General features: G+C 67.5%; 14 protein-coding genes and 1 tRNA gene. 11 read left to right on the top strand and 4 right to left on the bottom strand.

Annotated elements, in window-relative coordinates:
• The first annotated feature begins 65 nt into the window (after window positions 1–65).
• The 6 genes from petA to G8A07_RS21405 all read left to right on the top strand — a co-directional run bounded on the left by petA (window position 66) and on the right by G8A07_RS21405 (window position 4,386).
• The gene (gene petA / locus G8A07_RS21430) at window positions 66–662 is read left to right on the top strand and encodes a ubiquinol-cytochrome c reductase iron-sulfur subunit (protein WP_195793981.1); all 597 of its coding nucleotides are present in this window, start codon (window positions 66–68) and stop codon (window positions 660–662) included.
• 17 nt (window positions 663–679) lie between these two features.
• Window positions 680–2,089: a cytochrome bc complex cytochrome b subunit gene (locus G8A07_RS21425; protein ID WP_195793980.1), complete on the top strand. Its 1,410-nt coding sequence runs from the start codon at window positions 680–682 to the stop codon at window positions 2,087–2,089.
• Window positions 2,090–2,105: 16 nt separating this feature from the next.
• A complete protein-coding gene (locus tag G8A07_RS21420) occupies window positions 2,106–2,882 on the top strand; it encodes a cytochrome c1 (protein WP_195793979.1) in 777 nt (258 codons plus the stop codon).
• 120 nt (window positions 2,883–3,002) lie between these two features.
• The gene (locus tag G8A07_RS21415; protein WP_195793978.1) at window positions 3,003–3,620 is read left to right on the top strand and encodes a glutathione S-transferase N-terminal domain-containing protein; all 618 of its coding nucleotides are present in this window, start codon (window positions 3,003–3,005) and stop codon (window positions 3,618–3,620) included.
• 12 nt (window positions 3,621–3,632) lie between these two features.
• On the top strand, window positions 3,633–4,193 hold the full coding sequence (locus tag G8A07_RS21410; RefSeq protein WP_195793977.1) for a ClpXP protease specificity-enhancing factor: 561 nt from the start codon (window positions 3,633–3,635) through the stop codon (window positions 4,191–4,193).
• 117 nt (window positions 4,194–4,310) lie between these two features.
• Window positions 4,311–4,386, top strand: a tRNA-Thr gene (locus tag G8A07_RS21405).
• Between the two features lie 34 nt (window positions 4,387–4,420).
• Here G8A07_RS21405 and G8A07_RS21400 read toward each other — a convergent pair.
• Window positions 4,421–4,762, bottom strand: coding sequence for a hypothetical protein (locus G8A07_RS21400; protein WP_249937085.1), 342 nt, complete (start codon window positions 4,760–4,762; stop codon window positions 4,421–4,423).
• Between the two features lie 223 nt (window positions 4,763–4,985).
• Between G8A07_RS21400 and secA the strand changes: the two genes are divergently transcribed.
• The 5 genes from secA to G8A07_RS21375 all read left to right on the top strand — a co-directional run bounded on the left by secA (window position 4,986) and on the right by G8A07_RS21375 (window position 11,009).
• Window positions 4,986–7,727 (top strand): preprotein translocase subunit SecA, encoded by a 2,742-nt coding sequence (gene secA, locus G8A07_RS21395; protein WP_195793976.1) that lies wholly within the window; start codon window positions 4,986–4,988, stop codon window positions 7,725–7,727.
• A 154-nt stretch (window positions 7,728–7,881) separates the two neighbouring features.
• Window positions 7,882–8,466, top strand: coding sequence for an FxDxF family PEP-CTERM protein (locus tag G8A07_RS21390; RefSeq protein WP_195793975.1), 585 nt, complete (start codon window positions 7,882–7,884; stop codon window positions 8,464–8,466).
• Between the two features lie 27 nt (window positions 8,467–8,493).
• Window positions 8,494–9,063: an FxDxF family PEP-CTERM protein gene (locus G8A07_RS21385; protein ID WP_195793974.1), complete on the top strand. Its 570-nt coding sequence runs from the start codon at window positions 8,494–8,496 to the stop codon at window positions 9,061–9,063.
• 163 nt (window positions 9,064–9,226) lie between these two features.
• On the top strand, window positions 9,227–10,456 hold the full coding sequence (argJ, locus tag G8A07_RS21380) for a bifunctional glutamate N-acetyltransferase/amino-acid acetyltransferase ArgJ (protein WP_195793973.1): 1,230 nt from the start codon (window positions 9,227–9,229) through the stop codon (window positions 10,454–10,456).
• Between the two features lie 136 nt (window positions 10,457–10,592).
• Entirely contained in the window at window positions 10,593–11,009 is a 417-nt protein-coding gene (locus G8A07_RS21375; RefSeq protein ID WP_195793972.1) for an SRPBCC family protein, read from the top strand.
• Here G8A07_RS21375 and G8A07_RS21370 read toward each other — a convergent pair.
• Genes G8A07_RS21370 through G8A07_RS21360 form a run of 3 tightly spaced genes read right to left on the bottom strand, consistent with a single transcriptional unit; the run spans window position 11,006 to window position 13,726 of the window.
• Entirely contained in the window at window positions 11,006–11,722 is a 717-nt protein-coding gene (locus tag G8A07_RS21370; RefSeq protein ID WP_195793971.1) for an urease accessory protein UreF, read from the bottom strand. The two genes, G8A07_RS21375 and G8A07_RS21370, sit on opposite strands and share 4 nt — an antisense overlap.
• Window positions 11,722–12,318, bottom strand: coding sequence for an urease accessory protein UreE (gene ureE, locus G8A07_RS21365; RefSeq protein ID WP_195793970.1), 597 nt, complete (start codon window positions 12,316–12,318; stop codon window positions 11,722–11,724). Before ureE ends, G8A07_RS21370 begins: the two co-directional genes overlap by 1 nt.
• 22 nt (window positions 12,319–12,340) lie before the next feature.
• Entirely contained in the window at window positions 12,341–13,726 is a 1,386-nt protein-coding gene (locus G8A07_RS21360) for a hypothetical protein (RefSeq protein ID WP_195793969.1), read from the bottom strand.
• Between the last annotated feature and the right edge of the window lie 12 nt (window positions 13,727–13,738).

Below are 13,738 nucleotides of genomic sequence, written 5' to 3'. Positions count from 1 at the left end.
GGGCTTGACAGCGTCCGTTAGAATCCGCGGTTGCCCCCGATCAGAAGTCTCGTTTGAGGAACCTCATGAGTGACCAGCAAGTGGACCAAGGCAAGCGCACGTGGCTCATCGCCACCGGTTGCGCCGGTGCCGTGGGTGGCGTAGCCACCGCGGTGCCGTTCGTCAGCACCTTCACGCCCTCGGAGCGGGCCAAGGCCGCCGGTGCGGCCGTGGAGGTCGATATCAGCAGTCTCAAGCCCGGTGAAAAGCTCACCGTGGAATGGCGCGGCAAGCCGGTGTGGATCGTGCGCCGCACGCCGGAGCAGCTGGAATCGCTGAAGGCCACCGAGTCCCAGCTGGCCGACCCGCTGTCGGTGCGCACCGCCTACCCGACCCCGGAGTACGCGAAGAACCAGGCCCGCTCGATCAAGCCCGAGCTGTTCGTCGCCGTGGGCATCTGCTCGCACCTGGGCTGCTCGCCCAGCGACAAGTTCCAGACCGGCGCCCAGCCCTCGCTGCCGGACGACTGGCATGGCGGCTTCCTGTGCCCCTGCCACGGCTCGACCTTCGACATGGCCGGCCGCGTCTTCAAGAACAAGCCGGCCCCCGACAACCTCGAGGTTCCTCCCCACATGTACCTGTCCGACACCAAGCTGCTGATTGGTGAAGACAAGACGGCTTAAAAAGGACAGAGGTCGACATGGCTGAATTCAAAGAAGCTCCCGCCGGTGCTCCCTTGGGCACCAAGCTGATGACCTGGGTGGACAACCGGTTCCCGGCCACCAAGATGTACAAGGAGCACATGTCGGAGTACTACGCTCCGAAGAACTTCAACTGGTGGTACATCTTCGGCTCGCTGGCCCTGCTGGTGCTGGTGATCCAGATCGTCACCGGCATCTTCCTGGTGATGCACTACAAGCCGGACGCCGCGCTGGCGTTCGCCTCGGTCGAGTACATCATGCGCGATGTGCCCTGGGGCTGGCTGATCCGCTACATGCACTCGACGGGCGCCTCCGCCTTCTTCGTCGTGGTGTACCTGCACATGTTCCGCGGCCTGATCTACGGCTCCTACCGCAAGCCGCGCGAGCTGGTCTGGATCTTCGGCTGCGGCATCTTCCTGTGCCTGATGGCCGAGGCCTTCATGGGCTATCTGCTGCCCTGGGGCCAGATGTCCTACTGGGGCGCCCAGGTGATCGTGAACCTGTTCGCCGCCGTGCCCTTCGTCGGCCCGGACCTAGCGCTGCTGATCCGTGGCGACTATGTGGTGAGCGACGCGACGCTGAACCGCTTCTTCAGCTTCCACGTGATCGCGGTGCCGCTGGTGCTGCTGGGTCTGGTGGTGGCGCACATCATCGCGCTGCACGAGGTGGGCTCGAACAACCCGGACGGCGTCGAGATCAAGGGCCCGAGGGCGCCGAAGGATGCGAACGGCAAGCCGCTGGACGGCATCCCCTTCCACCCCTACTACACGGTGCACGACATCTTCGGTGTCAGCCTGTTCCTGCTGGTGTTCACCGCCATCATCTTCTTCGCACCGGAGCTGGGTGGCTACTTCCTGGAGTACAACAACTTCATCCCGGCCGACCCGCTGAAGACGCCCGCGCACATCGCGCCGGTCTGGTACTTCACGCCGTTCTACTCGATGCTGCGCGCGACCACCGATCCGATGGTCAACGTGCTGGTCGGGATCATGGCCGTGGGCGTGGTGCTGACCTGGCTGAAGGGCAACTTCTCGACCAAGGGCAAGGTGATCGCGACCGTGATCGTGCTGATCGCGGCCGTGCTGCTGAAGACCTTCGACGCCAAGTTCTGGGGCGTGGTCGTGATGGGCGGCGCGGTGGTGATCCTGTTCTTCCTGCCCTGGCTGGACCACAGCCCGGTCAAGTCGATCCGCTACCGCCCCGACTGGCACAAGCATCTGTACGCCGTCTTCGTGGTCTTCTTCCTGGTGCTGGGTTATCTGGGTATCAAGCCGCCGAGCGATATCGGCACCCTGATCGCCCAGGTCGGCACGCTGTTCTACTTCGGCTTCTTCCTGCTGATGCCCTGGTGGAGCAAGCTGGGTACGCCCAAGCCCGTGCCCGACCGTGTGACCTTCCACGCCCACTGAGCCAGGAGTGACAAGAATGATGTTCAAGAAACTCATCGCGACGCTGCTGATCGGCCTGGGCCTGGCGGGCGGCGCGCAAGCCGCCGGCGGCGGCATCGAATGGGACAAGTTCCCGCGGGAAAAGATGACCGACACGGCCGCGCTGCAAAACGGCGCCAAGCTGTTCGTCAACTACTGCCTGAACTGCCACTCGGCCGCCTTCATGCGCTACAACCGCCTGCGCGACATCGGCCTGACCGAGGCGCAGATCAAGGGCAACCTGCTGTTCGCCGGCGACAAGGTCGGCGAGACCATGAAGGTCTCGCTCGATCCCAAGCAGGCCAAGGACTGGTTCGGCGCCACCCCGCCGGACCTGACCGTGATCGCGCGTTCGCGAGCCGATGCCTCCAAGGGCTCGGGCGCGGACTATCTCTACACCTATATGCGGACCTTCTACCGCGACGAGACCAAGGCGACCGGCTGGAACAATCTGGCCTTCCCCAGCGTCGCGATGCCGCATGCGATGTGGGAGCTGCAGGGCCAGCGCGTGGCGAAGTTCGCCGACGAGCCGGATCCGCACGACCACAACAAGACCGTGCATGTCTTCAAGGGCTATGAACAGCTCACGCCCGGCAAGCTGACGCCGGCGCAGTACGATGAGGCCGTCGCCGACCTGGTGGCCTACCTCCAGTGGATGGGCGAGCCCGCGCAGGGCGAGCGCTTCCGGCTGGGCGTGCTGGTGCTGCTGTTCCTGTCCGTGTTCACCGTGTTTGCCTGGCGCTTGAACGCGTCTTACTGGAAAGACGTGAAATAGAGATGCCGCCCGGACCGCGGATCCGTCCGCGGCCGGGATCGGATACCGCAGTGGGGAGGGCTGTAGAGCCACCCACTGCGTTTGCTTTTTGACCCTCTGACTCTTCGGGAGCCTGCCGCCATGATGGTGCTTTATTCTGGAACTACCTGCCCTTACTCGCACCGCTGCCGCTTTGTGCTGTTCGAAAAGGGCATGGACTTCGAAATCCGCGACGTCGACCTCTTCGCCAAGCCCGAAGACATCGCGCTGATGAACCCGTACAACGAGGTGCCCATCCTCGTGGAACGCGACCTGATCCTGTACGAGTCGCACATCATCAACGAGTACATCGACGAGCGCTTCCCGCATCCGCAGCTGATGCCCGGCGACCCGGTCGCGCGCGCCCGCGTGCGCCTGTTCCTGCTCAATTTCGAGAAGGAGCTGTTCGCCCATGTCAACGTGCTGGAAGGCCGCAGCCAGGCCGTCAAGGCCACCGACAAGCAGCTCGAGAAGGCCCGCTCGCAGATCCGCGACCGCCTGACCCAGCTGGCGCCAATCTTCCTGAAGAACAAGTACATGCTGGGTGACGACTTCTCGATGCTGGACGTCGCGATCGCCCCGCTGCTGTGGCGTCTGGACTACTACGGCATCGACATGTCGAAGAACGCGCTGCCGCTGCTGAAGTACGCCGAGCGCATCTTCTCGCGCCCGGCCTACATCGAGGCGCTGACGCCGTCCGAGAAGGTGATGCGCAAGTAATAAACTCGGTTCATGGATCACAGCAGCGACGGCGGCTCCGCCGGCACCAACAGCACGTCCACTCGGCCCTATCTGATCAGGGCCCTGCATGACTGGTGCACCGACAACGGCTTCACGCCCTACATCGCGGTCCATGTCGACCGCTCGGTGCAGGTGCCCCAGGAGTACGTCAGCAACAACGAGATCGTGCTGAACATCGGCTTCGACGCCACCAGCGGCCTGGAGCTCGGCAACGAGTTTGTCCAGTTCAAGGCCCGCTTCGGCGGCGTCTCGCGCGAGATCATCGTGCCGGTGGACCATGTCGTCGCGATCTATGCGCGCGAGAACGGGCAGGGCATGGCCTTCCCGGCGCCCAGCGCGCCGGCGGCCGACCAGGAGCCGACGGAAGCGGCCGCACCGGCCAAGCCCGCGACGCCGTTGCGCGGCCTGCGCCTGGCGCCGAGCGCGGAGGCCCCGGCGGACGCGCCGGCCGAACCCGCCACGGTCGAGGGCGCTGCGCCCGCCGACACGACGCCGGATCCCGAGGGCCCGGCGCCCGGCGGCGGTCGCCCGGCGCTCAAGCGCATCAAGTAAATAAAAAACTCGTTGATCGAGCTGGGCGGACCCGGGTTCGCGAAAACGGGGCATTCTTGCCCCTACAATCGCGGCTCGGCGCTTCGCCGCCGAATCTTGGTTTCTCTTTCAAGCCGTGCCGGCTTAGCTCAGTTGGTAGAGCAACCGCCTTGTAAGCGGTAGGTCATCAGTTCGAATCCGATAGCCGGCACCAGCTTCTTTCCCCATCTCTTTCGCTCGCGCGGCGTTCAGGGCTGTTGCAGCTGCAGCACCTTGATGCGCAGCTTGGCCGGCGGCACGCCTGCCTCGGCCAGCAACTCCAGCAGCCGCGGCTGCAGCTGGCGCAGCTTGGCCGCCACCGCGGCGTTGGCCGCCAGCAGGGTCCAGCCTTCCTCGTCGATCGGGCCCGCCTTGACGAAGCGCCGCATCGCGCCGGGCAGGGCCACCGCGACGATCTCCAGGCGCCGGTTCGACTCCCGCAGCAGCTGCCCCAGCCGCGCCAGACCCTGGTGGCGGGTCAGCGTGGTCGCGATCGTCTGCGGCTCGGGCACCGTCGGTTTCGCGGGAGCGGGCAGGTAGTTGGGGCGCATGGCCACAGTGTAGTGGGGCGGTTGGGCGTCATCACCCCGGTGCTAAACTCGGTGGGTTTTTCTGCGGCCCGGCCGCGGGTCAGGGTTTGCGCTGAATCGCCCATGTATTGCATTCGCGTCGCCCGGCCCCAACTGGCCATCGCAGATCCCATCACTCACCCATGCCATCCGCACGGCGGCCGCCCCCGACGCGCGCCGATGCTCTTACCTCTGACGCTGCTGCATGTTGCCCAAGCTTCTCACCCAGATTTTCGGTAGCCGCAATGACCGGCTGCTCAAGCAATACCGCCGCGTGGTGCAGCAGATCAATGCGCTGGAGCCCAAGTTCGAGGCGCTGAGCGACGACGAGCTGCGCGCCAAGACCGAGGAGTTCAAGCAGCGCGTGGCCGGCGGCGAGGCGCTGGACGCGATCCTGCCCGAGGCCTTCGCGGTCTGCCGCGAGGGTGGCAAGCGGGTGCTGAAGATGCGCCACTTCGACGTGCAGCTGATCGGCGGCATGGTGCTGCACTCCGGCAAGATCGCCGAAATGCGCACCGGCGAAGGCAAGACCCTGATGGCGACCCTGGCGGTCTACCTGAATGCGCTGACCGGCAATGGCGTGCACCTGGTGACGGTGAACGACTACCTGGCGCGCCGCGATGCCGAGGAGATGGGCAAGCTCTACAACTTCCTCGGCCTGAGCGTGGGCATCAACCTGCCCAATATGCCGCGCGAGGAGAAGCAGGCCGCCTACCGTGCCGACGTGACCTACGGCACCAACAACGAGTACGGCTTCGACTACCTGCGCGACAACATGGTCTACGAGACCGCCGACCGCGTGCAGCGCCGCCTGGCCTACGCGATCGTCGACGAGGTGGACTCGATCCTGATCGACGAAGCGCGCACGCCGCTGATCATCTCGGGCCAGGCCGACGACCAGACCGATGTCTACCAGGCGATCAACAAGGTCGCGCCGCATCTGAAGAAGCAGATCGGCGAGCTGGATCCGCGCACCGGCGAGGGCGTGATCGAGCCGGGCGACTTCACCGTCGACGAGAAGTCGCACCAGATCTACCTGACCGAGGACGGCCACGAGAACGCCGAGCGGCTGCTCAGCCAGGCCGGCCTGCTGCCCGAGGGCGCCAGCCTCTACGACGCCGGCAATATCGCGCTGATGCACCACCTGTACGCGTCGCTGCGCGCGCACCATGTGTATCACCGCGATCAGCATTACGTGGTGCAGAACGGCGAGGTGACCATCGTCGACGAGTTCACCGGCCGCCTGATGACGGGCCGGCGCTGGAGCGACGGCCTGCACCAGGCCGTCGAGGCCAAGGAAGGCGTGCAGATCCAGAGCGAGAACCAGACGCTGGCCTCGATCACCTTCCAGAACTACTTCCGCATGTACGGCAAGCTGTCGGGCATGACCGGCACGGCCGATACCGAGGCCTACGAATTCCAGGAGATCTACGGTCTGGAGACCGTGGTGATCCCGCCGAACCGGCCGACCATCCGCAAGGACGAGCTGGACCTGGTCTACAAGACCAGCCAGGAGAAGTTCGACGCGGTGATCAAGGACATCCGCGACTGCCACGAGCGCGGCCAGCCGACCCTGGTGGGCACCACCTCGATCGAGAACTCCGAGCTGATCTCCAAGCTGCTGACCGAGGCCAAGCTGCCGCACCAGGTGCTGAACGCCAAGCAGCATGCCAAGGAGGCCGAGATCATCGCCCAGGCCGGCCGGCCTGGCGTGATCACGATCGCCACCAATATGGCGGGCCGCGGCACCGACATCGTGCTGGGCGGCAACGTCGAGAAGCAGGTGCAGTTCATCGAGGCGGATGACGCGATCCCCGCCGACGAGAAGGCGCGCCGCATCCAGCAGCTGCGCGGTGAATGGCAGAGCCTGCACGAGCAGGTCAAGGCTCAGGGTGGCCTGCGCATCGTCGCGACCGAGCGCCACGAAAGCCGCCGCATCGACAACCAGCTGCGCGGCCGTTCGGGCCGCCAGGGCGATCCGGGTTCTTCGCGCTTCTACCTGTCGCTGGACGATCCGCTGATGCGCATCTTCGCGGGCGACCGCGTGCGCGCCATCATGGACCGCCTGAAGATGCCCGAGGGCGAGGCGATCGAGGCCGGCATCGTCAGCCGCTCGCTGGAAAGCGCGCAGCGCAAGGTCGAGGGCCGCAACTTCGACATCCGCAAGCAGCTGCTCGAGTACGACGACGTCAGCAACGACCAGCGCAAGGTCATCTACCAGCAGCGCAACGACATCCTGGAGGCCCAGGAGCTGGTGGCCCAGATCGGCAATCTGCGCGCCAGCGCGCTGACCGACGTGGTGCGCAGCTTCGTGCCGGCAGAGAGCCTGGAGGAGCAGTGGGACCTGCCGGCGCTGGAGCGGGTGCTGAAGGACGAATGGCAGATCGATGCCGGCCTGCAGGCCGTGGTCGAGAAGAGCGACTCCATCACCGACGACGAAATCCTGGAGAAGGTGATCGCCGCCGGCGATGCGCTGTTTGCCGAGAAGCTGGAGCGCGTCGGCCTGGAGCAGTTCTCGCCCTTCATGCGCATGGTGCTGCTGCAGAGCATCGACCAGCATTGGCGCGAGCACCTGGCCGCGCTGGACTATCTGCGCCAGGGCATCCACCTGCGCGGCTACGCCCAGAAGAACCCCAAGCAGGAATACAAGCGCGAGGCCTTCGAGCTGTTCTCGCAGCTGCTGGACGTCGTCAAGATGGAAGTCACGCGCGTGCTGCTGAACGTGCGCATCCAGAGCCAGGAAGAGGCCAGCGCCGCCGCCGAGGCGATCGAGCAGCGCGCCGAGAGCGTCAGCAACGTGACCTACACCCATCCCAACGAGGACGGTTCGGTCTCGCAGGACGCCGCGCAAGACCCGGCCCCGGTCTACGGCCATGTCGGCCGCAACGATCCTTGCCCCTGCGGCAGCGGCAAGAAGTACAAGCTCTGCCACGGCAAGCTGAGCTGATCCCGCCGCGCCGAGTCGGCTCGCCCGCCCGGACCCACCCGGGTGGGGGATCGGTGTGACGCAGTTCGCACAATTCAAGTCCCGAGCCCGTGGATGAGGGGTGCGCATGTCAAGGGCGTCCCCCTAAAGTGAAGTCATCGGGCACACACACGGTGTGCCCTTTGCTTACCCACCGCCCATGAAGCTCAAATCTGCCATCGTTTCGATCGCGCTTTCCCTGACAGGCGCCCTGGCCCTTGCCGGCCCGGTGCTGACCAACCAGACCGTCAAGTTGGTGGCCGACCAGGACGGTGGTCTGTCGGCAGGCATCTCGATGACGCACAAGCTGGCCGGCCTCTTCACCGACACCTATGTGCTCAGTGGCGTGCAAAGCTGGTCGCTGGTCGATGGCATCCTGCGCACCGCAGGCAGCAACAAGCAGGACATCGACTTCTACAGCGCCTCGATCAATGGTGTGTCCTTCGACTTCCAGAAGAGCAATCGCGGCGCCAATATCGATTTTGACGAACTCGGCATGTTCAGCGAGTCGCTGCTGAATGGCCCGCTGGTGCTGACCATCAGCGGCCGTGCGGGCGAAGGCTGGGCGGATGGCACCAAGATCAGCGCCACCTATTCCGGCACGGTCAACGTCAATGCCGCCGTGCCCGAGCCGGGCAGCCTGGCCTTGCTGTCGACCGGCCTGCTGGCGCTGGCCTGGGTTGGTCGCCGCCGCTCTGCCGGCCGCGCAACCGGACAATAAAACCGACAACCACCGAGAACCCGGACCATGCACAAGATCAAGCTTCTCGCTGCCGCGGTACTGGCACTGAGCGCTGCCGCAGCGCAAGCCGTCAATGTCAACAACAACATCACCCTGGATGGCGATGCAGAATCCGGGTTTTCCGCGGGTTTGAGCGATCCGAGCGGGACCCTGGTGAACCACAAGGTTTCGGGCCTCTTTACCGATACCTTCACCTTCAGTTTTGCCGGCGGCGCACTGGTCGATGTGTGGCTGAACACCTCCGCCAGCGCGACAAAGCTGGCCACTCAGCAGATCGTCTTTACCAGCGCGACCCTGAATGGCGTCGCCCTGCAGATCACCAACCCCTACGAGCTGGGCGGCACGGTCTTCCGTGGTGCCGAGCTGTTCGAGGTGCCGACCAGCGGTACGCTGCAACTGATCGTTCATGGCTATGCCGGCCTGCAGGGCTCCAGCGGCAGCACGATCTCGGCCAGCTATTCCGGTGGCCTGAACCTGATCCCCACCGCCGTCCCCGAACCCGGCACCTACGCGATGCTGCTGGCCGGTCTGGGTGTCGTCGGCTTCGTGGCGCGCCGCCGCCAGCGCAAGGGCTGATCGTTCAAAGATCCAGCGGCGGCGGGCAAATCCGCCGCAGTGTTCAAGGGCTCCCTCGGGAGCCCTTTGTTTTTGCAATCTCTCCCTACAATCCGCGCCAGCGACAAGCCAAGCCCTTGGCTCTTCCCATTCGTTCTCATTTCTTTTTCTCCGCGAGACCGCCATGCCCGTCAATCTGAGCGCCCCCGACCCTGCGTCCCTCCACCCCGTACCCGGTCTGCGGCTGGGGGTCACGATGGCGGGGGTGCGCAAGGCCGATCGGCGCGATCTGACGGTGGTGGTGCTGGACGAGGGCAGCTCGGTGGCCGGCGTGTTCACGAAGAACCGCTTCTGCGCCGCACCGGTGCAGATCTGCCGCGAGCATCTGGATGGCGGCCGGCCCATCCGCGCGATCCTGGTCAACACCGGCAATGCCAATGCCGGCACCGGCGAGGACGGCCTGGCGCGGGCGCGTCAGAGCTGCGTGGCGCTGGGCCAGGAGCTGGGCGTCGCGCCGGAGCAGATCCTGCCGTTCTCGACCGGCGTGATCATGGAGACCCTGCCGGTGGACCGCATCATCGCCGGCCTGCCGAAGGCGCTGGCGGCGCTGAAGGCCGACAACTGGGCCGAAGCCGCAGCCGGCATCATGACCACCGACACCCTGCCCAAGGCGGCTTCGCGCCAGGTGCAGATCGGCGGCCAGACGGTCACCGTGACCGGCATCTCCAAGGGCGCCGGCATGATCCGCCCGAACATGGCGACGATGCTGGGCTATGTGGCGACCGACGCCAACATCGCGCCCGAGCTGCTGCAGACCCTGGTGACCGAGGCGGCCGACGCCAGCTTCAACCGCATCACGATCGACGGCGACACCTCGACCAACGACTCCTTCGTGCTGATCGCGACCCACAAGGCCGCCCATGCGCGCATCGACTCGCTGTCCAGCGCCGAGGGGCAGATCTTGCGCGAGGCGGTGATCGCGGTGTCGCAGCAACTGGCCCAGGCCATCGTGCGCGACGGCGAGGGCGCCACCAAGTTCATCACGGTGAAGATCGAGGGCGGCCGCGACGCCGCCGAATGCCAGCTGGCCGCCTATGCGATCGCGCATTCGCCGCTGGTCAAGACCGCCTTCTTCGCCAGCGACCCGAACCTGGGTCGCATCCTGGCCGCGGTCGGCTATGCCGGCATCGCGGACCTGGACCAGACCCTGATCGAGATGCACCTGGACGATGTGCATGTGGTCACCCAGGGGGGTCGCCACCCGGCCTACCGCGAGGAGGACGGCCAGCGCGTGATGAAGCAAAGCGAGATCACCGTGCGCGTGCATCTGCACCGCGGCCCGGCCGAGGCCACGGTCTGGACCTGCGACCTGAGCCACGACTACGTCAGCATCAACGCCGACTACCGCAGCTGAACCCGACGCTGCCGCCGCGGCGGCCGGCGGCAGCAATGAAGATGTCCGAAAACGGCGCGTGCCCGCCTGCGCCGCCGCCTAGTCTCGCCTGCAGGGAGCCCGTCGGGGCTCATCGGCAAGCAGGAGCGGCAGGAAGATGGCATCGCTGTACGACGAGATCCTGATCGAGGTGCCGGCCGACATGGCCTGGTCGGCCTTGCGCGACCTGGGCGCGCTGCACACGCGGCTGGCCGTGGGCTTTGTCACCGACTGCCGGCTGGAGGCCGATGGCGCCGCGCGCCAGGTGACGTTTGCGAACGGCATGCAGGCGCGCGAGCAGATCATCGCGGTGGACGAGGCCAGGCGGCGCATCGTCTGGTCGGCCGCTGGCGGCCGACTGACGCATCACAACGCCAGCGCCCAGGTGCTGGAGGATGATGATGCGGCGACGCCGGGGCGGCGCTGCCACCTGGTCTGGATCGCCGATCTGCTGCCGCACGAGATGGCGCCGCCGATCGCGGCGATGCTGCGTCAGGGGCTGCTGGCGATGAAGCGCACCCTTGAGGCTGCCTAGGATCTGAACAGGCGCGAATACTGCGCCTCATGCTGTGACGACAGGATGGCCAGCCCCGGCGTGAAGGCCTGGCGCCGGCTGTCCGGCAGGGCCAGCGCCGCATCGACGACCGCGGGAATCGCCTCGCTCAGGGCTTCCAGCATGCGCTGGCCGGCGCTCTGGCCCAGCGGCACGGCCTTGATCGCGGCGGCCACCATGTTCTCGGCCCAGCCGAAGGCATGGGCCAGCATCGCCTCGCGCGGCGGCGCGCCCGTCAGCGCCGCGGCCAGCCCGAAGGTGACCGGCCAGCTCGGCGCCGGCTTCAGCGCGGCCAGGGCCTGCAGCGCGTCGGCCGGCGTGTTGTGGCCACGGTTGCGCAGCCATTCCAGCAGCGAGCGGCCTATCTGCTCGCTCTGCAGGCGCAGCTCGGCGGTCTCGCGGGTCTGCAGCACCCAGTCGTTCAGCGCCGCGATGCGGGTCAGGTCTTGTCGCAGCCAGGCACGCATCGCGCCGGCGCAGGCCGGCAGGTCCGCGCGGCCCAGGGCTAGATGCAACTGGTCCAGCAGCCAGTCCCGGGCCTCGACCTCGTTGCTCACCCGGCCGGCTTCGACCGCGGCCTCCAGCCCCTCGGAATAGCTGAAGCCGCCCACCGGCAGCGCCGGCGAGGCCAGCTGCATCAGCTGCAGCCAGGCGCTCGCGCCGATCGGAGTGGGCGCCGGGCGGACGCGTGGCATCAGTGCTTGCAGCCGGGGCCGTGCACATGCGGCGTAGCGGCGGCAGCGGCCACCGCGATGCCGATCGGCTTGCCGCGTGCCGGCGCGGGCGGCTGGTGATCGTGCGCGTGCCCATGGTGCTGGTGCGTATGCGCCTGGCCCTCGGCCGCATAGGCGCCGGCCTCGGGCTCGAAGGCGGCCACGGCCTCGGTGACGATCAGGTGCATCTGACGCAGCATCTCGGCCAGCACATGGTCGGGTTCCAGCTTCAGATGATCGGGTTTGAGCTCCAGCTGCACATGGCGGTTGCCCAGGTGATAGGCGGCGCGCAGCAGATCGAAGGGGCTGCCATGCTCGGCGCAGGCCCGCACCTCCAGCACCGGCTGCGGCGCGGCGACGACGCGCAGCAGCGAGCCATCCTCGGCCACCAGCACATCGCCGCCGCGCACCACGGTGCCACGCGGCAGGAACACGCCCAGCTGGCGACCCTGGTCGTCGGTGGCATCGAAGCGGCTCTTCTGGCGCACATCCCAGTCCAGCTCGAGTTGCGCGGCGCGCTCGAGCAGCACGGGGGCCAGGCCGCGGCCCTGGGGAAGCAGTTTGTTGACGGTCAGCATGGCGCCACTGTAGGACAGAACTCTAGAAGTCGACCGCCTTGGTTCGCAAGCCCCGTGCCACCAGCGTGGCATTGATCAGCTGGGCCTCCTCGCGGCTGCCGAAGGGCCAGATCGCGGCGCGCCAGCCCTCATGGGTACGGAACACCTGGCCCTGCAGCGCGCCGGGCTGGCTGACGGTCTGGCCCAGCAGGCCGCGCATGCGCTCCAGCACCACTTCGGCCTCGGCTCGGGTCGGGCTGACCGGGCCGACCAGCGCCACCTGCCGGCCGGAGGTGGCCGCAGCGGTGTCGCCAATGGATGGCGCCGCGCTCGCCGTGGCCCGGGGGCGGTTCAGCTCCTCGGCCAGGGTCGTGGCCGCGGCCGGTGGCGTTGCGGTGCTTGTACCTGTCTTGCCGGTCGCGGCGGTGGGCTCCGAGGCCGGGGTGGCCGCGGCCATCGGCGGCGTGCCGGGGCGGATGGGCCGCGGTGGCACCAGCTGCGGCCGGATGTCGGGGGCCGAGGATGTTGCTGCAGGTGTCTCGACCTCCACGCTCGCGACCGCGCTGCTGCTGGCCGCCGAAGCGGGTTCCAGCGGGGCAGAGGCTGCGCTCGAGGCCGGAGCGGAGGGTTCGGAGGCGGCGCTCGGCAGTGGCGGAGCGGATGCCGCCGCGACCAATAGCGGCGCCGAGGCGGCCGAGGCCGCGACCGGTGGCGCGAGCTCGGCCTCGCCGCGGTGGTGGCCGGCCAGCCAGAGGGTCGGCGTGCCGACCAGCAGCAGCACCAGTGCGCCCAGGGTGGCCAGGGCCAGTGGGTTCAGGCAGCGCCGTCCCAGCACCTGCAGCGGCTCGCCATCGCCCTGGGCCAGCAGCACCCGCGTGCGCGAGGTGCCGGCATCGATGCCGGCGCTCATCAGGTAGATCTCGTAGGGCCAGGCGCCGCCGGCACGGGCCGCGCCGCGCGCCATCAGCCTCTCGTCGATCGGGATCGCGCGCTGCGGCCAGTCCGCCGCGCCGGGCGGGTTGGCATGGCCATGGCGCAGCGCGAAGGCGGCAATGCGACGCGACGACAGGCGGTTGATGAAGCGCTCGCTGAACAGCGGCCAGCCCTCGCCGGCGCGCGGCGCCAGCCCCAGGCGCTGCAGCAGCGGGGTCAGGGCTTGCCGCCAGGCGGGTAGCGGCGCTGCGGGTGGGCTCGCTGCTATCGCCGGCGGCGGGCCAGGCGGCAGGGGCGGCCCCTCCGGCGCGCCCTCGCCATCCGATGTATCACCCAGCACCGGCTCGATCGGGCCGGCCGGCAGGGGCGCGGGCGCGCCGCCGCCCATGAAGGGCAGGGCCACCACACCGATGGTGTGGACGTCGTAGATGCTGATGCGTTTTGCCAGGGGGTTGCGGTTGTGCCACGCCACCACCTGTTCGGCCAGACGGTCCATGCGCGCGATGGT

The organism is Roseateles sp. DAIF2 (assembly GCF_015624425.1).
Lineage (GTDB): Bacteria > Pseudomonadota > Gammaproteobacteria > Burkholderiales > Burkholderiaceae_C > Kinneretia.
Note: the sequence above shows the minus strand (reverse complement) of the source record. Positions and strands in the feature narration are given on the sequence as shown.

Bases quoted from the DNA above. Each gene is read 5' to 3' on its own strand.
- petA (WP_195793981.1), top strand. From the start codon at position 66: ATGAGTGACCAGCAAGTGGACCAAGGCAAGCGCACGTGGCTCATCGCC.
- G8A07_RS21425 (WP_195793980.1), top strand. From the start codon at position 680: ATGGCTGAATTCAAAGAAGCTCCCGCCGGTGCTCCCTTGGGCACCAAG.
- G8A07_RS21420 (WP_195793979.1), top strand. From the start codon at position 2,106: ATGATGTTCAAGAAACTCATCGCGACGCTGCTGATCGGCCTGGGCCTG.
- G8A07_RS21415 (WP_195793978.1), top strand. From the start codon at position 3,003: ATGATGGTGCTTTATTCTGGAACTACCTGCCCTTACTCGCACCGCTGC.
- G8A07_RS21410 (WP_195793977.1), top strand. From the start codon at position 3,633: ATGGATCACAGCAGCGACGGCGGCTCCGCCGGCACCAACAGCACGTCC.
- G8A07_RS21400 (WP_249937085.1), bottom strand. From the start codon at position 4,762: ATGCGCCCCAACTACCTGCCCGCTCCCGCGAAACCGACGGTGCCCGAG.
- secA (WP_195793976.1), top strand. From the start codon at position 4,986: ATGTTGCCCAAGCTTCTCACCCAGATTTTCGGTAGCCGCAATGACCGG.
- G8A07_RS21385 (WP_195793974.1), top strand. From the start codon at position 8,494: ATGCACAAGATCAAGCTTCTCGCTGCCGCGGTACTGGCACTGAGCGCT.
- argJ (WP_195793973.1), top strand. From the start codon at position 9,227: ATGCCCGTCAATCTGAGCGCCCCCGACCCTGCGTCCCTCCACCCCGTA.
- G8A07_RS21375 (WP_195793972.1), top strand. From the start codon at position 10,593: ATGGCATCGCTGTACGACGAGATCCTGATCGAGGTGCCGGCCGACATG.
- G8A07_RS21370 (WP_195793971.1), bottom strand. From the start codon at position 11,722: ATGCCACGCGTCCGCCCGGCGCCCACTCCGATCGGCGCGAGCGCCTGG.
- ureE (WP_195793970.1), bottom strand. From the start codon at position 12,318: ATGCTGACCGTCAACAAACTGCTTCCCCAGGGCCGCGGCCTGGCCCCC.
- G8A07_RS21360 (WP_195793969.1), bottom strand. From the start codon at position 13,726: ATGGACCGTCTGGCCGAACAGGTGGTGGCGTGGCACAACCGCAACCCC.